This window comes from Saccharopolyspora oryzae, from assembly GCF_027853915.1.
Taxonomy (GTDB): Bacteria; Actinomycetota; Actinomycetes; order Mycobacteriales; family Pseudonocardiaceae; genus Saccharopolyspora; species Saccharopolyspora oryzae.
Map to the genome: position 1 here is coordinate 21441 of NZ_JAQGLA010000008.1, position 19090 is coordinate 40530.

17 protein-coding genes are annotated in these 19090 nt (G+C 69.9%); 3 read left to right on the top strand and 14 right to left on the bottom strand.

Annotated features, from left to right (window positions below; all coding sequences use genetic code 11):
* Nucleotides 1-36: 36 nt before the first annotated feature.
* The 4 genes from OU415_RS07690 to OU415_RS07705 all read right to left on the bottom strand — a co-directional run bounded on the left by OU415_RS07690 (nt 37) and on the right by OU415_RS07705 (nt 4768).
* Entirely contained in the window at nt 37-966 is a 930-nt protein-coding gene (locus OU415_RS07690; RefSeq protein ID WP_270947893.1) for a LysR family transcriptional regulator, read from the bottom strand.
* Between the two features lie 66 nt (nt 967-1032).
* Entirely contained in the window at nt 1033-2460 is a 1428-nt protein-coding gene (locus OU415_RS07695) for an Nramp family divalent metal transporter (protein WP_270947894.1), read from the bottom strand.
* 42 nt (nt 2461-2502) lie between these two features.
* Entirely contained in the window at nt 2503-3753 is a 1251-nt protein-coding gene (locus OU415_RS07700; RefSeq protein ID WP_270947895.1) for an MFS transporter, read from the bottom strand.
* Between the two features lie 169 nt (nt 3754-3922).
* On the bottom strand, nt 3923-4768 hold the full coding sequence (locus OU415_RS07705) for a hypothetical protein (RefSeq protein WP_270947896.1): 846 nt from the start codon (nt 4766-4768) through the stop codon (nt 3923-3925).
* A gap of 62 nt (nt 4769-4830) precedes the next feature.
* On the opposite strand from OU415_RS07705, the gene OU415_RS07710 reads away from it, so the two are divergent.
* Both OU415_RS07710 and OU415_RS07715 read left to right on the top strand, forming a co-directional pair.
* Nucleotides 4831-5013 carry a PspC domain-containing protein gene (locus OU415_RS07710; protein ID WP_270947897.1) on the top strand — a complete coding sequence of 61 codons (183 nt, stop codon included), beginning with the start codon at nt 4831-4833 and terminating at the stop codon, nt 5011-5013.
* Between the two features lie 73 nt (nt 5014-5086).
* A complete protein-coding gene (locus OU415_RS07715) occupies nt 5087-6067 on the top strand; it encodes an LLM class flavin-dependent oxidoreductase (protein WP_270947898.1) in 981 nt (326 codons plus the stop codon).
* On the opposite strand, the gene OU415_RS07720 is transcribed toward OU415_RS07715, so the two are convergent.
* The 5 genes from OU415_RS07720 to ehuB form a co-directional block, all read right to left on the bottom strand.
* Nucleotides 6051-8042 (bottom strand): APC family permease, encoded by a 1992-nt coding sequence (locus OU415_RS07720; protein WP_270947899.1) that lies wholly within the window; start codon nt 8040-8042, stop codon nt 6051-6053. The two genes, OU415_RS07715 and OU415_RS07720, sit on opposite strands and share 17 nt — an antisense overlap.
* 75 nt (nt 8043-8117) lie before the next feature.
* Nucleotides 8118-8873 (bottom strand): ectoine/hydroxyectoine ABC transporter ATP-binding protein EhuA, encoded by a 756-nt coding sequence (gene ehuA / locus OU415_RS07725; RefSeq protein WP_270948032.1) that lies wholly within the window; start codon nt 8871-8873, stop codon nt 8118-8120.
* 13 nt (nt 8874-8886) lie between these two features.
* Nucleotides 8887-9543 carry an ectoine/hydroxyectoine ABC transporter permease subunit EhuD gene (gene ehuD, locus OU415_RS07730; RefSeq protein WP_270947900.1) on the bottom strand — a complete coding sequence of 219 codons (657 nt, stop codon included), beginning with the start codon at nt 9541-9543 and terminating at the stop codon, nt 8887-8889.
* Nucleotides 9540-10244, bottom strand: a complete 705-nt coding sequence (gene ehuC / locus OU415_RS07735; protein WP_270947901.1) for an ectoine/hydroxyectoine ABC transporter permease subunit EhuC — start codon at nt 10242-10244, stop codon at nt 9540-9542. The genes ehuD and ehuC overlap by 4 nt, the downstream gene beginning before the upstream one ends.
* Nucleotides 10245-10259: 15 nt before the next feature.
* The gene (ehuB, locus tag OU415_RS07740) at nt 10260-11144 is read right to left on the bottom strand and encodes an ectoine/hydroxyectoine ABC transporter substrate-binding protein EhuB (protein WP_270947902.1); all 885 of its coding nucleotides are present in this window, start codon (nt 11142-11144) and stop codon (nt 10260-10262) included.
* 330 nt (nt 11145-11474) lie between these two features.
* Here ehuB and OU415_RS07745 point away from each other — a divergent pair, with 330 nt between their 5' ends.
* Nucleotides 11475-12185 (top strand): hypothetical protein, encoded by a 711-nt coding sequence (locus tag OU415_RS07745; protein WP_270947903.1) that lies wholly within the window; start codon nt 11475-11477, stop codon nt 12183-12185.
* Here OU415_RS07745 and OU415_RS07750 read toward each other — a convergent pair whose 3' ends face one another.
* The 5 genes from OU415_RS07750 to OU415_RS07770 all read right to left on the bottom strand — a co-directional run bounded on the left by OU415_RS07750 (nt 12186) and on the right by OU415_RS07770 (nt 19045).
* Nucleotides 12186-13271, bottom strand: a complete 1086-nt coding sequence (locus tag OU415_RS07750) for an acetate/propionate family kinase (protein ID WP_270947904.1) — start codon at nt 13269-13271, stop codon at nt 12186-12188.
* Nucleotides 13268-15685 (bottom strand): phosphoketolase family protein, encoded by a 2418-nt coding sequence (locus OU415_RS07755; RefSeq protein ID WP_270947905.1) that lies wholly within the window; start codon nt 15683-15685, stop codon nt 13268-13270. The genes OU415_RS07750 and OU415_RS07755 overlap by 4 nt, the downstream gene beginning before the upstream one ends.
* Nucleotides 15686-15762: 77 nt before the next feature.
* Nucleotides 15763-16812 (bottom strand): Gfo/Idh/MocA family protein, encoded by a 1050-nt coding sequence (locus tag OU415_RS07760; protein ID WP_270947906.1) that lies wholly within the window; start codon nt 16810-16812, stop codon nt 15763-15765.
* Between the two features lie 266 nt (nt 16813-17078).
* Nucleotides 17079-17774 carry a response regulator gene (locus OU415_RS07765; RefSeq protein ID WP_270947907.1) on the bottom strand — a complete coding sequence of 232 codons (696 nt, stop codon included), beginning with the start codon at nt 17772-17774 and terminating at the stop codon, nt 17079-17081.
* Nucleotides 17775-17812: 38 nt separating this feature from the next.
* A complete protein-coding gene (locus tag OU415_RS07770) occupies nt 17813-19045 on the bottom strand; it encodes a sensor histidine kinase (protein WP_270947908.1) in 1233 nt (410 codons plus the stop codon).
* Between the last annotated feature and the right edge of the window lie 45 nt (nt 19046-19090).

Here is a 19090-nt window from a genome sequence, read left to right on the forward strand (position 1 = left end):
GGCCGGAGGCTTCCCACGTCGGTGCGGGTCAGTCCCTCAGGATCCGAACGCCGGGAGCGGTGCCTCGGCGAGGAGCGCGTGCACCGCTTCCTTGGCCCGGGTGGGGGTTCTGTCGGTCCGCCACCACAAAGCGACTTCACGTCCCCGAACGGCGTCGGCGATCGGGACGACGTGGACGCCTTCGGTGTTCGCCATCAGCATCGCCAGGGCGTTGGTCACGCCGACCGCGATTCCCCGGCGCGCCAGGGCGATCAGGGTCTGCGGTTGGTTGGTGCGGAACACGACGTCGGGCACCAGACCGGCCTGCTCGAAGGCCATCGCCGTCTCGACGTTGTCGTTGCCGCGGCCGGTGTTGTCCCCCACCGTGATCAGTTGCCGGCAGGCCAGCTCCGCCAACCGCAGCGGGCCTGCCGGGGCCTCCTCGTCGGGCACGACCGCCACCAGCGGTTCCTGCCAGAGCGTTCGGCAGGTGAACGCGTCGCTGGTCGGCGCGGGCAGCACCGGGCGGACGGCGAGATCGACGTCGCCGGAGAGCAGTGCCGCCTCCAGTTCCAGCGTCGTGCCCTCCCACAGCACCAGCTCGACACCGGGGTACCGCAGCGCGCTCTGCTCCAGCAGGAACGGGAACAGGTGCGCCGCCGCGCTGGGGTACGCGCCCAGGCGCACCTTCCCGCACACCCGCTGCGCGGCGCGCGACGCGTTGTCGCTGGCCGCCTGGAGGTGCTGCAGCATGCCGCGGGCGTGCGGCAGCAGCTCGCGGCCTTCGGCGGTGAGCTCGACCGGGGTGCAGGCGCGGTCGAACAACCGCACGCCCAGCGCTCGTTCCAGTTCGGCGACGTGGGTGCTGATCCTCGACTGCGACCGGTACAGGGCGTGCGCCGCGGCCGAGAACCCGCCGTGCTCCACCACGGAGACGAAGCTGATGAACCAGTCCAGGCGGAAGCGGTACGCCTCCGCCGCCTTCACCGCGACCACCCCGCGTCGTCCATGCCACCACCTGTCCGGTCCGCCGCACCCGACAGATGATCTCGGTCAGCCGAACAACTTGTCCAGCTGCTGGTGCGCGGTCAGCACCGCGAGCACGCCGAACAGCAGGATCGACCAGATCAGCGCCGCCATCCGGTAGCCGCGGATGCGGATCGGGCCGGGCAGCATCTTGCGGTTGATCGCGATCAGCAGACCGGAGTAGATGAACATCATCGTCCCGCCGGTGCAGGCCGCGATCGTCGCCAGCAGCAGCGGCTGGCCGAGCCCGGCGAGGACCACCACGATGCCGATCAGCACCAGACCCCACACCAGCACCGCGTAGAGCAGGCTCTCCGAGACCTTCGGGAAGTAGGTCGTCTTCAGCACGTCGGCGGCCAGCCGGCTGGTGTAGTCGACGATGCCCAGCGCCGCGGCGAACAGCGAGAACGCGCCCACGATCCAGAAGAAGTAGCCGAACCAGCCGCCGGCCGCGGCCATCATCGCCTCGCCCTCGACGCGCAGGAACGACACGTCGTTGGACACCTCGCCGGAGCCGAAGACGGTCGCGTACGCCAGCAGCGACATGAACATGATGGACAGGAACGTGATGGCCACGAAGGTCCACGCCTGCTCCTTGTTGGCGAAGCGCCACCACGCCCGCCAGCGGCCCAGGTTCTCCTCGGTGGCCGGGAAGATGAACCCGGCCTGGCCGCGCGCTTCGGTCTCCCCGGTCAGCGGCGAGACGATCTTGGGCACGTAGCGGCCCATGCCGAAGCCCTTGTCCCGGATCCAGTTGCTCTGCACCAGGTTCTGGCCGCCACCGGCACCGGCGAAGGCCAGCGCGCCCATCAGCACGGCGAAGCCCAGTTCCTCGGCCGGGAAACGCGGTTCGGTGACGATCGAGGGCACCGCGCTCCAAGCGCTGGCGCCGATGACGGACACCGAGCCGATCACGATGAGCAGCAAGATCGCGGCCACCTTGACCATCTGCGCCCGTTCCAGCGCGGTGTAGACGGCGGGGGCCAGGGTGAGGATCAGCGCCACGACGACGAGGATCACCACCGACACCACTGCGACGTCGCCGCCGAAGGCGTAGGTGAACAGGGTCGCCGAGCTGGTCGCCCAGGCCGGCCACAGGTTCGCGAAGTAGGCCATCACCGCGAACACCAGGCCCCAGTGCTTCCACAACCGGCTGAACCCGGTGACCGCGGTTTCCCCGGTGGCCAGGGTGTAGCGCTCGATCTCCATGTTCAGGAAGTACTGGGTGAGCAGGCCGAGCAGCGCAGCCCACACGAAGGTCAGCCCGACCTGCGAGGTGATGTACGGGAAGAGGATGAACTCACCGCTGGCCAGCCCCACGCCGGCGGCGACGATGCCGGGGCCGATCAGCCGCCACTGCTTGACCGGCGGTTCCGGCAGGTCGCGAACCTGCGGCCGCGGGATGTGCTTGTCCGGGAAGGCCTTCGCCGGATCGGTCCGGTTCGCTTCGACCATGCGCGTCCCCTCACCACGGGTGTCTGATGTGGACAGTTCCGGTCATCGGACCGGTTCGGCCTCGGGCATGCCGACGGGTTTGCCGACCAGGAACGCGTAGCTGAGCGCTGCGACGATGGCGATCCCGCTGGCCGCCAGCAGCGCGAGCACGAAGGATCCGGTCTCGTCGACGATGATCCCGGTGATCAGCGGGGCGAACGCACCGCCGAAGTAGCCGCCGAAGTTCTGCAGGCTGCCCAGCGACGCGGTGATCCGCTCGGCGCCGACGGTGGTGGCCAGCGACCAGGCACCGGCGCTGGCGTTGTTCATGAAGAACTGCGAGGCGGAGATGCACACCAGCGCGAGCGTGGTGCTCGGGGTGAGCGCCACCGGGATGGTGCACAGCCCGCCGAGCAGCAATCCGGCGCAGATCGGCACCTTGCGGGCGATCATGGTCGAAACCCCGCGCCGCACCAGCAGATCGCCGACGCCGCCACCGGAGAGCATGCCCAGCGTTCCGGCCAGGTAGGGCACGATGAGCGCCATGCCGGTGTCGGCCACGCTCAGCCCGCGCTCGCCTTCCAGGTAGGCCGGGAGCCAGGTCAGGTAGAGGTAGATGGAGTAGATGACGCCGGAGAAGCCGATCATCATGCCCCAGGTGCTGCGGTGCCGCAGCAGGCCGAGCCATTCGCGCAGCGACACCGGTTCCGGGGCGGGTTCGGGGTCGTCCAGCAACTGCTTGCGGTCCCGGTAGACGACGAACCAGATCAGCGCCAGCACGATCCCGGCGACGCCCGCGACCACGAACATCGTGCGCCACCCGTAGCTGAGCATCAGCCAGGTCAGCAGCGGCGGCGCGATGGCCGGGGCCAGCGTCGAAGCGGTGTTGAACAGCCCGATCGGCAGTCCGCGCGATTCGCGCGGGAACCAGTCGGCGACGACCTTGGCGCCACCGGGGAACGCCGGTGCTTCACCGATCCCCAGGAACAAGCGTCCGAACAGCATCTGCTTGAAGTTCGCTGCGAGCCCGCAGAAGGCCTGCGCGATCGACCACAGCAGCAGTCCGCCGCCGAGCACCTTCCGCGGCCCGAACCGGTCGAGCAACCCGCCCGCGGGCAGCTGGGCGAAGGCGTAGGCCCAGGAGAAGACCGACAGCAGCAGCCCCATCTCGGTGGGGCCGATGCCGAACTCGTCCTGGACGCTGTGGTTGGCGATGGCCAGCGTGCTCCGGTCGATGTAGTTGACGATGCCGATGAGCAGCAACATCACGAGCAGCAGGACGCGCATCCGGCGGATGCTCTGCGGTGGCTTCATTCGGTTCCCCCGGACGGCGGTGTCCTAGTAGGGCCAACGTGCCCGGACCCGACCGAGCCGCGGAGATCGCCCGCCGGATTCCGGCGCTTGACCATAAGCAGCCGTCACACCCCGGTGAAGCGCACTTTTCGCATACCCGCCATCCGCTCCGCGGATGACGCACCGCGCCTCACGGCGCTTCCGCGCTCCGCAGCCGCTCCGCTACCGCGTCCCGCTCGCGCTGCGCGCGCTCCCGGCGCTGCCGTGCAGCTTTCGCGCCGCGTCGGAGCTCGCGCTGCTCGCCCTCCGCCCGCTCCAGCGCGTCCCGGCGCTGCGCGAGCTGCTCCCGCAGCTCCTCGATCTCGTCGCGGAGCTCCTCGCACCGCTCCTCTGCTTCGCGCTCCGCGCGCTCAGCGGTCTCCAACGCGTCAGCGGCTTCGCCGAGCTGCGCTTCGCTACGCCGGAGTTCCTCCCGGAGCTCGGCAACCCGCGCCTTCCCACTGCGTGCTTTCTCCGCGGGTTCCGCCTTCGCATTGCGCCGCATCGCAGCAACAGCGAGCTCATCGAGCCCGAACCCGCTGTACTCCAGGGGTTTCGACAGCGTCCCGGCTTGAACCTCGCGCCCGGCAACCGGATCGGAGAGCGCAGCGGTGAGAGTCTGCTCCACCTGCTGACGGGTCGGTTCGGTCAGCGGGTGCCCGCCCTCCGTCGCGAGGGCAGCCGCGAGGTCGGTCAGCTCCCGCAGAACGCGGGCCCGCTCACCGGCCAAGCCCCGGATGTCGTCGCCCCGCAGCTCGCGCTGAGCCGACCGCAACCGCTCCCCCAGCTCCAGCAGGACCGACAGCGCGTCAGGCTCGCGGACCGCCAGCAGGTTCACCGCCCACGCGGCAGCAGTGGGCTTGCGCAGCTTCTTGAGCGCAGCCGCGAGCTCTTCGTCGCCGCGCTCCTTTGCCGCAGCGGCTTCCCGGTCCCGCGCGGGGATGAACCCGGCCGGGTCGGCGGTGCACAGCTCACGGGCGACCTGCTCGAACTCCACCAGGTCAACGTGCCACGCCGGCCCGACGTGCGCGATGTCCGGGCGGGTCGCAGGCTGTGGGCATGAGCAGCTTGGAACGTCCTCGCGACGGTCGCATGATCGCCGGTGTGTGCCGCGGGATCGCCCACCGGTTCGGTTGGAGCGTCGGCCTGGTCCGCCTGGCTTTCGTGGTCTCCTGCGTCCTGCCTGGCCCGCAGGTCCTGTTCTACCTGTTCCTCTGGATCCTGATCCCCAGCGCCCCGTAGTCGCGCCCTGTGGCCCGGGTCATCCCCGCCGGTGGAATCCCGGCGCCCGGTGCGCGTTGACCACGGTGTGAGCTTGCGTCTTTCCGTGCTGGACCGCTCGCACGTCGGGCGGGGGCTGAGCCCGCAGCAGGCGTTGCGGGACACCGTCCGCTTCGCCCAGCAGGTCGAGGACCTCGGCTACCACCGGTTCTGGGTGGCCGAGCACCACAGCGTGCCCGGTGTCGCCGGGGCCGCGCCCACCGTGCTGGCGGCAGCCGTCGCCGCCGCGACCAGCCGGATCCGGGCCGGAACTGGTGGTGTCATGCTGCCCAACCACCAGCCGCTCGTGGTGGCCGAGCAGTTCGGCGTGCTCGGCTCGCTGTTCCCGGACCGCATCGACGTCGGTCTGGGCCGTTCGGTCGGCTTCACCGACGGCATCCGGCGCGCTCTGGGGCGGGGCAAGGAAGATGCGGACCGGTTCGGCGAGCAGCTCGCGGAACTGCTGACCTACCTGGACGGCCGGCAGAGCGCCGGCGTGCACGCGGTCCCGGCCGAAGGCCTGGATCTGCCGGTGTTCCTGCTCGCCACCGGTTCCGGCGCGAGCACCGCAGCGGAGTTCGGGTTGCCGCTGGTGATCGCCGCCGCGCACGGGGACGACCGGATGATCCGCACGATCGAGCAGTACCGAGCGGACTTCCGGCCATCGGCGCAGGCCAGCGAGCCGTACGTGGTCCTCGCCCGGTCGATCGCCGTCGCCGGCAGCACCGAGCGGGCGGAGCGGCTGCTCGTCCCCGAGGCGTGGGCGACGGCCTACTCCCGCACGCACGGCGAGTTCCCGCCGCTGGAGTCCCCGGAGCAGGTCCTGGCCCGGGAGATGTCCGACCGCCAGCGCGCCCAGTTCGAGCGCGCCCTGCGGGGTCACCTGTTCGGCACCCCGGACGAGGTCGCCGCCGGGTTGGCGGAACTGGTCGCGCGCACCGGCGCGGACGAAGTCCTGGTCACCACCACCGCCCACGATCCGGCCGACCGGCTCGACTCCTACCGCCTGCTCAGCGAGCTCAGTCCGGCGGGGTGATGCCGCGGCGGGCGTGACCGGGCGCGCGATCGGCGCGGTCGACCTGCCGCCGGTGGCTGGAGTCCAGCTGCCACGGCACGCTGACCACCAGCACGCCCGGCTCGAACCGCAGCCGCCAGGTCAGGCGCAGCGAGCTCTGGTTGTGCAGCAGGTTCTCCCACCAGCGCCCGGCCACGTACTCCGGGATGTAGACGCACACCAGGTCGCGGGGCCCGGCGCGGCGGATGCGCTTGATGTAGTCGATGACCGGCCGGGTGATCTCCCGGTACGGCGACTCCACGACCTTCAGCGGGGTCTCGATGCCCTGCCGGTCCCATTCCCGGCGCAGCACCTCGGTGTCCACCTCGTCGACGTTCACGGTGAGCGCGGTCAGCGTGTCCGGCCGGTTGGCGCGGGCGAACGCCAGCGCGCGCAGCGTCGGCTTGTGCAGCGTCGACACCAGCACGACCGAGTGCACCCGGCTGGGCAGGGCGACGTCGCCCGGTTCCGGCTCTAGTTCCCGGCGCACGTCGCCGTAGTAGCGGTGGATGCCGCGCATCAGTGCGAACAGCACCGGGATCGCGATCACGACGAGGTAGGCGCCGTGGGTGAACTTGGTCGCCAGCACCACCACCAGCACCGTAGCGGTCAGCACCGCGCCGACGGCGTTGATCAGCCGGTTGCCGTGGATGCGGTGGCGCTCGGCCCGGTCGGCGTCGGCCAGCGCGGTGTTCCAGTGCTTGACCATGCCGATCTGGCTCAGCGTGAACGAGGTGAACACCCCGATGATGTAGAGCTGGATCAGCGCCGTCACCGAGCCTTCGAACGCGGCGATGAGCGCGATCGCGACCAGCCCGAGCAGGACGATGCCGTTGGAGTGGGCCAGCCGGTCACCGCGGGTGTGCAGCTGGCGCGGCAGGTAGCGGCGCTGGGCCAGCAGCGACGCCAGCGTGGGGAAGCCGTTGAACGCGGTGTTGGCGGCCAGCAGCAGGATCAGCGCGGCACCGGCCTGCACGACGTAGAACAGCACGCTGCCCGAGCCGAACACCGCTGCCGCCACCTGCGCGATGACGGTGCGCTGGCCGGTGCTGTGGCAGTCGGTGGGGAAGCCGATCAGGTCGCACGGGTCTTCGGCGACCCGCACCTGGGCGATCATCGACAGCGCGGTCACCCCGCTGAACAGGAAGATCGCCAGGATGCCCATGATCACCAGGGTCCGGCCCGCGTTGGCCGCCTTCGGCCGCTGGAACGCGGGCACCCCGTTGGAGATGGCTTCCACGCCGGTCAGCGCGGTGCAGCCGGAGGCGAACGCCCGCAGCAGCAGGAACACGAAGGCGACGCCGGTGATGTCCACCTCCTCCGGCCGGATCGTCCAGCCCGCGCTCTCCGCGACCGGCGGGTTCCCCGCGGCGAGCTGGACCAACCCGACCACGATGGTCAGTCCGAGCGCGACGACGAACAGGTAGGTGGGCACCGCGAAGGCCCGTCCCGATTCGCGCGCGCCGCGGAGGTTCATCGCCATGAGCAGCACCAGCACGCCGACCGCCAGCCACACCCGGTGCGGGTAGAGCTGCGGCACCGCCGACACGACGTTGTCGACCCCGGCGGCGACCGACACCGCCACCGTCATCACGTAGTCGACCATCAGCGCCGCGGCCACCACCAGGCTCGGGTCGCGGCCGAGGTTGCGCACCACGACCTCGTAGGAGCCGCCGCCGCTGGGGTAGGCGTGCACCACCTGCCGGTAGGAAGCGACGACCACCGCGAGCAGCACCACCACGGCCAGCGCCACCCACGGCGTCAGGTGCAGCAGCGCGATCCCGCCGATGGACAGGATCAGCAGGATCTCCTGCGTGGCGTAGGTGACCGAGGACAGCGCATCGCTGGCGAAGATCGGCAGCGCCAGCCGCTTCGGCAGCAGCGTCTCCGCTACCCGGTCGCTGCGCAACGGCCGACCGAGCAGCAAGCGCTTCAACAGGTTGACAGCCGAAGGCACCGCCCCAGCCTAGGTCGGCTCGGCGCAGCCCACCTGTTCAACCAGGCCCACCAGATCCGTCGCCGCAGACGCAGGTCACTTGCGTTCGAGGACCGCCTTGAGGAAGCGCTGGGTGCGGTCGTGCTGGGGGTTCTGGAAGATCGTCGAGGGCGGACCGGATTCGACGATCTGGCCGCCGTCGAACATCAGGACCCGGTCCGAGATCTCCTCGGCGAAGCGCATCTCGTGGGTCACCAGCAGCATCGTCATGGCCGTGGTGCGCGCGAGGTCGCGGATCACGTTCAGAACCTCGCCGATCAGCTCCGGGTCCAGCGCGGAGGTGACCTCGTCGAAGAGCATCACCTTCGGCCGCATCGCCAGCGCGCGGGCGATCGCGACGCGCTGCTGCTGACCGCCGGAGAGCTGCCCCGGCTTGTGCCCGAGGTGTTTTTCCAGGCCGACCAGCTGCAGCAGCTCGACCGCGCGCTGCTCGGCCTCATCCCGGCTCATGCCGAGCACCCGGACCGGCGACAGCATCACGTTGTTCAGCACGGTCATGTGCGGGAACAGGTTGAAGTGCTGGAACACCATCCCGATCTTGCGGCGGACGGCCGCTTGCCGCTTGGCGTCGACCACCGCACCTCCGCGGCGGTCCCACAGCGGCTCGCCGTCGACCGCGACCAGACCGGTGTCCGGTTCCTCCAACGTCATGAGCAGCCGCAGGATGGTGGTCTTCCCGGATCCGCTGGGCCCGATGATGGAGACCTTCTCCCCCGCCGCGACGCCGAGGTCGAGCTCGCGCAGCACCTGGTTGTCGCCGAAGGACTTCCCCACTCCGGAGAACGAGATCATCGGCTGGACGTCCTCATCTCGGATGGGCAAGGCGCAGCTCCAATCGTTTGATCAGCTTCGCGGCCGGGAGGCTGACCGCCAGGAAGAGAAGTCCCGCGATGGTCAGCGGCTCCAGGTAGCGGTAGCTGCTGGAACCGATCGCGGTCGCGTGGTTGAGCAGTTCGAAAACCGTGATGGCGGCCAGGATCGCCGAATCCTTGAACATCTGCACCAGGTAGTTGCCCAGCGCCGGAACGACGTCGCGGATCGCCTGCGGCAGCACCACGAACCGCCACCGCTGCCAGCCGGACAGGCTCAGCGCGGTGCCCGCTTCCCACTGCCCCGCCGGCACGCACTGGATCCCGGCGCGGTACACCTCAGCGGTGTAGGCGCTGTAGTTGATGCCGATGACGATGATCCCGGTGATCAGCGGCGAGAACTTCACCCCCACCGTCGGCAGCACGTAGAAGGCGAAGTACGCCTGCACCAGCAGCGGCGTGCCCCGCACGAACAGCACGAAGAACCCGAAGATCCGCCCGAGCACCGGCACCTTCGAATACCGCACCACGGCCAGGACCAAGCCCAGCACGAGCGCGATCGCCATGCCGAGCAAGGTGATCTGCACGGTCACCAGCAGACCGTCCAAAAGGGACGGGACGATCCGCAACGCGAAATCCCAGTCCCAGATCATGAGCGAACCATCTCCCCAGATCGGAACATCCGGCGCAGCAAGGAATCCCGCGCCTCAGGTCGGGCTACGTCGAACCGGCGTTCCAGCCAGTCCGAACCCAGCGAGAGCAGGTACGCGACCAGGAAGTAGAGCACCAGGATGGTGCCGAACACCGCCGCCGTGGCCCCGGTGGTCGAGCGCACCCACTGGGCCCGGAAGGTCAGGTCCGCCACGGTCACCAGCGACACCAGCGAGGTGTTCTTCAGCAGGTCGACGAAGACGTTGCCGAACGGCGGGATCATCGCCGGAATCGCCTGCGGCAGGATCACGAACCGCATCCGCTGGTAGGGCGTCAGGCTCAGCGCGACCGCACCTTCCCGCTGGCCGCGGGGCAGGGCGTTGATCGCGCCGCGCACGATCTCCGCCCCGTAGGCACCCTCGTTGAGCCCGAGCGCCAGCACGGCCGCGGCGAACGGCACGAGCTGCACCCCGAAGAACGGCAGCGCGTAGAACAGCCAGAACAGCTGCACCAGCATCGACGTCCCGCGGAACACCTCGACGAACACCCCGGCGGGCAAGCGCACCCAGCGCCGCCGCGACATCCGGCACAACCCGGCGGCGAACGCGACCAGGACGGTGAACACCATCCCGGCCGCGGTCAGCGCCAACGTGATCAGCAGGCCTTCGAGCAGCAGCGGCAAGTACGGCAGAATCTGCGACATCGCCTCAGAACTCCGTCAGCCCGCCACCGAGCAGAGCTGGTCGCGAGTGACCTTTCTCGACGCGTCGGCGGAGAATCCCCACTTCGAGAGGATCTGGTCGAACTCCGGGCTCGCCTTCAGCGCGCGCAGCTGTTCGTCGTAGGCGTTCACCAGGTCCTGGTCCTCCATCCGGAAGCCGGCTCCCGAACCCGTCTGCTGCACGTCATCGATCGCGGGGGTGATCTCGATGCCGTCGGTCTTCAGCGACTCCAGCGACAGGGTCGGCAGGAAGAACGCGTCGGCCCGACCGGCCTGCACCGCCTCGATTCCGCTGCGGCCGTCCGGGATGTTGACGATCTGCCCGGCGGGCACGTTCTGCGTCTTGAGCGCGCCGTCCTCGAAACCGCCGGGCAGCACCGCGACCTTCACCGCCGGATCGGCTTTCACCGCCGCGACGCTGGTCAGCTTCTTCGGGTTGCCCGCGGGCACCGCGAAGGACTCGGTGGAGACCAGCTGCGGTTCGGAGTAGCGGAGCTGGCTGCAGCGCGACTGCTTCATGAACAGCCCGGCGGCGATGATGTCCCACCGGTTCGCCTTGAGCCCGGGGATCATCGACTCGTACGGCGTCACCACGCCCTGGACCTCCGGGATGCCCATCCGCTTGAGCACGGCGGCGACCACATCGGGCTCGGCACCGGTGACCGTGCCGTCCGGTTCGATCTTCGTGTAGGGCGGTTCGTTGGCGATGGCTATCTGGGCGAAGCCCTGCTTCTTGATCTGGTCCAATGTGGATCCGGCGGGCTGTCCCGTGCCTGGCTGGGTGAAGCTGCAACCGGCGAGGAAACCGGCCACCGGCAAGGCCAACGCGGCCGCGCCACCGGTGCGGAGCATCTGTCGTCGGGAGATTTCGTTCTTGCGCATCGGCTCACGCCTCCCTCGCGTGCATCGCCCATTCGGGGGATGCGTTGCGCAGAGACGCTAGGCCGCGCCAGTCGCAGGTGTCAACGCGAACATTGTTGACAACAGGTAACCGCCGAGTTGAACCGAACGGCGGTACGAAATTTCGCGGGGTGGCGAATTACCAGCGCAAACGCACCGGGTTCATGTCACGATCAGGGCGGTGACCAGCACCGACACCGCTCTCCGACTAGTCCGATCCGGCGAATTCTCGTCCGTCCATAGTGTCCTGGAAGACCACCGCGAAATCGAGGTAGGCTGCACTCCGCACATCGACGGGAAGGCATCGCAGGCATGAGCGCTTCGGCGTGTTCCCCGGCTGTGCTGAGCGGCCGGTTGCGGGAGTGCGATCGGTTGCTGCCCAGGCCGCGGACCGTGCCGTCGTCGAGCCTGCCGACGGTGCCTTGGGCGGAGTTCTGCGATCCCGCGGGTCCGTGGTTGTCGCGTTGCGCAGCGGAATGGCAGGAACGCGGCGGATTCCGGCATCAGCGGGCCGGAATCGTGCTGGTGGCGTTCCGGTTCGGCTGGCTCGCCTGCTGCGCGACGGTGCCGGAGCACTACCTCGGCGCGGCCGTTCCCTCGCTGCGCGACCTGCACGTCGCCGTCACCGCCGAAGGACGCCTTTCCGCGCTGCGCCCGTCGGGTGCGGAGGCCGGGCGCACGCCGCAGGAGTGGTGGCGGGACCTCGCCGAGGCCTTCGAGCCGTTGACCGAGGCCCTGCACGCGCTCGGCGGCCCGTGCCCGGAAAGCCACGAGTACTGGGGGAATCCGGTTGGTTCGGTGGGCACGGTGCTCTGGCGGTTGCAGCGCGCGGGAATGCCCGGCGACGCCATCGCGACAGCCCGCGAACTGCTCGCCGCCACCGGTCGCGAACACCTGCTCGACATCACCCCCACCCGCAACCCGTGGCCCCGCCGAACGACCTGCTGCCAGTGGTGGCGAGCAGGCGGCGGCTACTGCGACGAATGCGTCCTCTGGAACTCGGCCTCCCGCGTCAGCGGTTGATCAGCTCCCCACCGCGGCTCGTGTTTGGCGGGCGATTTCGAGGTCTTCGCGGGCCTGGACGACTGCGGTGCGGACGGGCGCTCCGATCCCGGTGATGTCCGCATCGGCCGAAGCGGCCTCGTTGCGCTGCGGATCCAGCGCCACGCCTGCGAAGGACAGCGCTTCGCACACCGCGGCCCGCACCGGCGGCTGGTGCTCGCCGATCCCCCCGGTGAACACCAGCAGGTCCAGGCCGCCGAGCACCGCGACCATCGCTCCAGCGTGCCGCACCAAGCTGCGCCGGTAGACGTCGAAGGCCACCGACGCGTCTTCGTCCCCGCCGGAGCGCGCCGCCAGCACCTCGCGCAGATCGCCCGAGGTCCCGGACAGGCCTGCCAGCCCGGAGTGCTTCGCCAGCACGTCGAACAGCTCTTGCGGCACGAAACCCTTGGTGTTGATCAGGTAGCCGATCAGCCCGGGATCGATGGTGCCGCTTCGGGTGTTCATGACCAGGCCTTCTTCCGGCGTGAAACCCATCGTGGTGTCCGCGCAGCGCCCGTCGCGCACCGCAGCCATCGATGCACCCGCACCGAGGTGGCAGCACAGCACTCTGCCCTGTCCGGGGGGCAATCCGACCAGTTCAGCGCCGCGCACCGCGGCGTAGGAGTGCGAAAGGCCGTGGAACCCGTAGCGGCGCAAGGACCACATTCGGTTCCACGAGCGGGGCAGCGCGTAGGTCGCCGCCGCCGCGGGGAGCCCGGCGTGGAAGGCGGTGTCCACGCACGCCACCGACGGCGTGTCCGGCGCGATCGCACGAGCAGCGCGCAGCCCGCCCAGAGCTCGCGGCTGGTGCAGCGGCGCGAGTTCGGTCAGCGACGAGAGGTAGTCGAACACGTCGTCGTCGACCACCGCCGCCTCGACGATCCGGGTACCGCCGTGCACGACGCGGTGCCCGATGGCGTCGGCCCCGTGGTCGTCCAGGAACCGGCGGATCGGTTCCGCCTCGCCCTCCCAGCGCTCCAGGTGCTCGTGGGCCACCACCTCGTCGCCGTCCAGCAGCACCAGCTTCAGACTGCTGGACCCGGCGTTGACGGTCAGCACCCTCACCGCGCCGACCACTCCCAGTCCCGGATCTCCGGCATGTCCTCGCCGTGCACCGAGATGTAGTGCCGGTGCTCGATCAGCTTGGCCTGCAACGCCTCCCGCGCGTACGCCGCGCTCGGCCCCAGCCTCGGCACCCGGTCGATCACGTCGATGGCCAGGTTGAAGCGGTCGATCTGGTTGAGCACGCACATGTCGAAGGGCGTGGTCGTGGTGCCCTCCTCCTTGTAGCCGCGCACGTGGAAGTTGTCGTGGTTGCGGCGCCGGTAGGTCAGCCGGTGGATCAGCCACGGGTAGCCGTGGTAGTTGAAGATCACCGGCCGGTCCCGGGTGAACAGGCTGTCGAACTTGGCGTCGGACAGGCCGTGCGGGTGCTCCCGCTCGTGCTCCAGCCGCATCAGGTCCACCACGTTGACCACCCGCACCCGCAGGTCCGGGAAGTGGCCGCGGAGCAGTTCGACGGCGGCCAGCACCTCCATCGTCGGCACGTCCCCGGCGCAGGCCAGCACCACGTCCGGTTCGCCGTCCTGGTCGTTGCTGGCCCAGTCCCAGATCCCGATGCCCTTGGTGCAGTGCACCACCGCCGCCTCGACGTCAAGGTACTGCGGTGCGGGCTGCTTGCCGGCCACCACCACGTTGATGTAGTCGCGGCTGCGCAAGCAGTGGTCGAGCACCGACAGCAGGGTGTTGGCGTCCGGCGGCAGGTAGACCCGCACCACCTCGGCCTTCTTGTTCACCACGTGGTCGATGAACCCGGGGTCCTGGTGGGAGAAGCCGTTGTGGTCCTGCCGCCACACGTGCGAGGTGAGCAGGTAGTTCAGCGAGGCGATCGGCGACCGCCAGGCGAGCCGGTTGCTCACCTTCAGCCACTTGGCGTGCTGGTTGACCATCGAGTCCACGATGTGCGCGAACGCCTCGTAGCAGGAGAAGAACCCGTGCCGCCCGGTGAGCAGGTAGCCCTCCAGCCAGCCCTGGCAGGTGTGCTCGGACAGGACTTCCATCAGCCGGCCGTCGGGGGCCAGCGCCTCGTCGTCCGGTTCAGTCTCAGCGCACCAGGCGCGGGAGGTGGCTTCGAGGACCGCGTTGAGCCGGTTGGAGTTGTTCTCGTCCGGCGCGAACACCCGGAAGTTGCGCTCCTCGGCGTTGCGGCGCAGCACGTCGCGCAGGAACCGGCCGAGCACCTTGGTCGCCTCGCCGGTGGTCGCCCCGGGTTCTTCGACGGTCACCGCGTAGTCCCGGAAGTCCGGCAGCCGCAGTGCCCGCAGCAGGCGTCCGCCGTTGGCGTGCGGGTTGGCGCTCATCCGGCGGTGACCGGTCGGGCTGTGGTCCTTGACGCGCTGCACCGGAGCGCCGTCGGCGTCGAACAGCGCGGCCGGTTCGTAGCTGCGCAGCCAGTTCTCGAGCTGGCGCAGGTGTTCCGGGTTGCCGCGCGGATCGGGGATCGGGACCTGGTGCGAGCGCCACGTCCCCTCCACCTGCATTCCATCCACAGTGGAGGGTCCGGTCCAGCCCTTCGGGGTGCGCAGCACGATCATCGGCCACCGCGGTCGCTGCACCCAGCCGTCGCGGCGGGCTCGGCGGTGGATCGAGCGGATCTCGTCCAGGCACCGGTCCAGCGTCGCGGCGAACAGGTGGTGCATCGGCTCCGGCACCGATCCGGACACCAGGTAGGGCTCGTAGCCGTAGCCGCGCAGCAGCCCCAGCAGCTCGTCGTCGGGAATGCGCGCCAGCACTGCCGGACTGGCGATCTTGTAGCCGTTGAGGTGCAGGATCGGCAGCACCGCGCCGTCGGTGGCCGGGTCCAGGAACTTGTTGGCGTGCCAGCTGGTGGCCAGCGGACCGGTCTCGGCCTCGCCGTCGCCGACCACGCACGCCACGATCAGATCAGGGTTGTCGAAGGCCGCGCCGAAGGCGTGCGACAGCGAGTAGCCCAGCTCACCGCCCTCGTGGATCGACCCCGGGGTCTCCGGCGCGACGTGGCTGGGGATCCCGCCGGGGAAGGAGAACTGGGTGACCAGCCGGCGCAGGCCGTCGTGGTCCTGCGCGACGTCGGGGTAGACCGCGCTGTAGGTGCCTTCCAGCCACGCCGCCGCGACCAGCCCGGGCCCGCCGTGTCCCGGACCGATCACGTACATCATGTCCAGGTCGCGCTGCCGGATCGCCCGGTTGAGGTGCGCGTAGACGAAGTTCAGCCCCGGCGTGGTGCCCCAGTGCCCGAGCAGCCGGGGTTTGACGTGCTCGGGCCGCAGCGGCTCCCGCAGCAGCGGGTTGTCCATCAGGTAGATCTGCCCGGCGGAGAGGTAGTTGGCGGCCCGCCACCACAGCTGCAGGCTGTCCAGCTCCGGCCGCTCGAGGTGCTCGGTCACGGCCGGAGTGGTGCTCCACGCGGCGGTACCGGCCTCGATGCTGGTCTCGCTCATCCGCGGCTCCTCACCTTCGGCGCCCCGCCATTCAGCGTGGGGGGCCGGAGCCGGATCGCAACTCGTGCCGCCGGGCGCTAGAGCAACCGCTCGACGGTGATCTCGGCGGCCGAGCGGCGAGCAGCGGAGATGATGTCCAGGGCCGCCACGGCGTCGGCCGGGTCGACCGGCGGCGGTGTGCCGTCGCGCAGCGCGCTGACGACCCCGTCGTAGAACGCCAGGTAGTCGCCCGGTTCGCTGGGGACGCGGCGGACGTCGTCGCCGACGCCCAGCACTCCCCAGTTCTCCTCCGGCTCGCGGCCCCAGGTGCCGTCCACCGGCAGGCGCCCCGCGCGCAGCTCCGCCTCCTGCGGGTCGAGCCCGTGCTTGGTGAACGCCGCGCGGTCGCCGAGCACTCGGAAGCGCGGGCCCGACTGCGCCGCCAGCTTGCTCATCCACAGGTGGGAGCGGACCCCGTTGGTGTGGGTCAGCGCCACGTAGGAGTCGTCGTCGGCCTGCACGCCTTCGCGGCGGCGGTCGAGCTCGGCGTACACCGCCGCGACCGGCCCGAACAGCTGCAGGGCCTGGTCGATCAGGTGGCTGCCCAGGTCGTAGAGGAGGCCCGCGACGTCCTCCGCGCCGCCGGAGTCGCGCCAGGTCGGCTTCGGGGTCGGCGACCAGCGCTCGAACCGCGATTCGAAGCGGTGCACCCGGCCCAGCTCGCCGTCGCCGAGCAGCTTGGCCACGGTGCGCACGTCGTTGTCCCACCGGCGGTTCTGGAAGACCGTCAGCAGCTGCCCCTTGGCCTGGGCGTGCTCGATCAGCTTCCGCCCCTCCACCGCGGTCGGGGTGAACGGCTTGTCGACCACCACCGGCAGCCCGGCGTCCAGCGCCGCGGTGGCCAGCTCGACGTGAGTCCGGTTCGGACTGGCCACGACGACCAGGTCCAGATCCCCGGCCAGCAAGGAGTCCATGTCGTCGACGACAGCGGCATCCGGGTGCTCGGCACGCACCTGCTGCTGCCGCTCGGGATTCGCCGTGACCACGGCGGACAACCGCAACGACGGATGCGCCTCGATCAGCGGCGCGTGGAAAACCGCACCCCCGACGCCATACCCGACAAGACCGACTCGCAACGCAGAACTCATGTCCCCATTAGACCGCTCCGCCGTCGCCGGGGCGCGGGTGCGTCAGATCCTGTTTTGATCCTGGTTCTTGATCTTTGTCTTGAAACGCCGGAGGCGTTTAACCCACCCTCGGCGCTGGCACCGCCGCGGGTTCTCAGCGTTCGCCTGGCGAGGACGGCCCGACTGCCGTGTATTGGCATACATAAAGTCGGGCACCCGGAGACCAGGCGGGCGCTGAGGTTCCGCTACCCGCACCGCCACCCAAAACGAGAGCTTCAGACAGGTACTCAGGCCGAGGCCTGGCGGAGGTCCCTGTTGTCCTGGCCGGGGCAGACCAAACCGGTTTCGTAGGCCGTGATCACCAGCTGGGTGCGCGAGCTGAGGTGCAGCTTCTGCATCACGTGGTACAGGTGCGACTTGACGGTCAGCTCCGCGAGTCCGAGGTTGCGCGCGATCTCGGCGTTGGACCCGCCCCTGGCCACCTCGAGCAGCACGTCCAGCTCCCGCTCGGTCAGCGCGCTGAGCTCGCTGCGCGCGTCGCGGACGCCGAGCGCGGCGAACCGCTGCAGCAGCCGCTTGGTGACCCGTGGCGCCAGCAGCGCTTCTCCGGCCGCGACCGTGCGCACCGCTCTGACCAGGTCTTCCGGGGTGGCGTCCTTGAGCAGGAATCCGCTGGCCCCGGCGCGCAGCGCCGCGTAGACGTATTCGTCGAGGTCGTGCACGGTCAGCATGATCACGGCGGTTTCCCCGCCGGTCTCGGCGATGATGTCGGCGGCGGCCCGGATGCCGTCCTTGCCGGGCATCCGCACGTCCAGCAGCACCACGTCGGGGCGGCGGCGCCGCACCGCGGCCAACGCCGCGTCCCCGTCCGCTGCTTCGGCCAGCACCCTCAGGCCGGGTTCGTTGGACAGCAGCGCCACGAGTCCCGCGCGGATCATCGCCTGGTCGTCGACCACCAGGACAGTCGTGTCCTCAGTTTCCACGCGGGGCCTCCTCGGTCCGGGCCGGCCCGACTTCCGAGTCAGGCCAGGTCCGAATTTTCGCCGCACGGTAGCACGGCTTCAAGGTGAAATCCGTTCAAAATCGGATGCGCGGTCAAGGTTCCGCCCAGCAGCGCAACGCGTTCCCGCAGACCGATCAGCCCATGTCCCGAAAGATGGGACACCGGTGGTACCTCCCCCGCGCCGACCAGATTGGTCACCTCGATGCGCAACGCGCTCGGGCCGTAGTCCAGCACCACCCGCGCCCGCCCGGAGCCGGCGTGCTTGAGCACGTTGGTCATGGCCTCCTGCACGATCCGGTAGGCGGTCACCTCGACCCCGGAGCCGAGCTCGCGGACCTGCCCGCGCCGGTCGAACCGCCACTCGACCTGTCCGCCGCGCACCGAGTCGATCAGCGCGTCCACCCCGTCGAGCCCCGGCATCGGCTGCCAGTCCATCGGGTCCTGCCCCGCGGAGTTGCGGTCCCGGAGGGCGTTGAGCAGGTGCCGCATCTCCCCCAGCGCACCGCGCGAGCTCTGCTCCAGCTCCTGCAACGTCTGCCGCGCGTGTTCCCGGTCGCGGTCGATGAGCGCCCGCGCAACGCCCGCGCGCAGTGCCACCACCGACAGGTTGTGCGAGACGATGTCGTGGAACTCCCGCGCGATGCGGGCCCGTTCCACCGCCGCCGCGTCCCTGGCCAGCTGGTCGCGCGCGTCGTCGAGCATCGCCAGGGTCTGCTCCAGCTGCGCCGCGCGCCGCCGCCCGACCTGCATCGCCAGCGCCCAGCCGATGACCATCACCAGGTTGACCACCCCGCCGGTGATCCGCAGGAAGCTCTCCACCGGGGTCATCTCGTAGACGACCATCTCGGTGACCGGGTAGACCATCGCGATCAACCCGACCACCACCGCCACCACCAGCGAGCCGCGCACGCAGACCGAGTAGATCGCGACGAGGATCGCCAGGTTCAGGCCACCGATGTAGAGCTTGAGCAGGGTGAGCGCGACGGTCACCGCCAGCACCACGAGCAGCACCGTCCACGGCATCCGCCGCCGCAGCACCAGCATCGCGGTGGCCGGCACGCTCACCACCATCGGCCACCACCAGTCCATCCACGGCGGGTGCTCGCCGATGGACAGGTCGAAGCCGTGCGCGACCGCCAGCACCAGCACGAACGCGATGTCGCCGAGCACCGCGCGGTGCTCGACGAGCCAGGCCCACAACCCCGTTCGCGAAGTCGCCGCAGCAGTGCGGCCCAGCGCATGATCGACCATCGGACCTGCCTCACACGGTGCGCGGATAGGCTCGCGATACCAGCC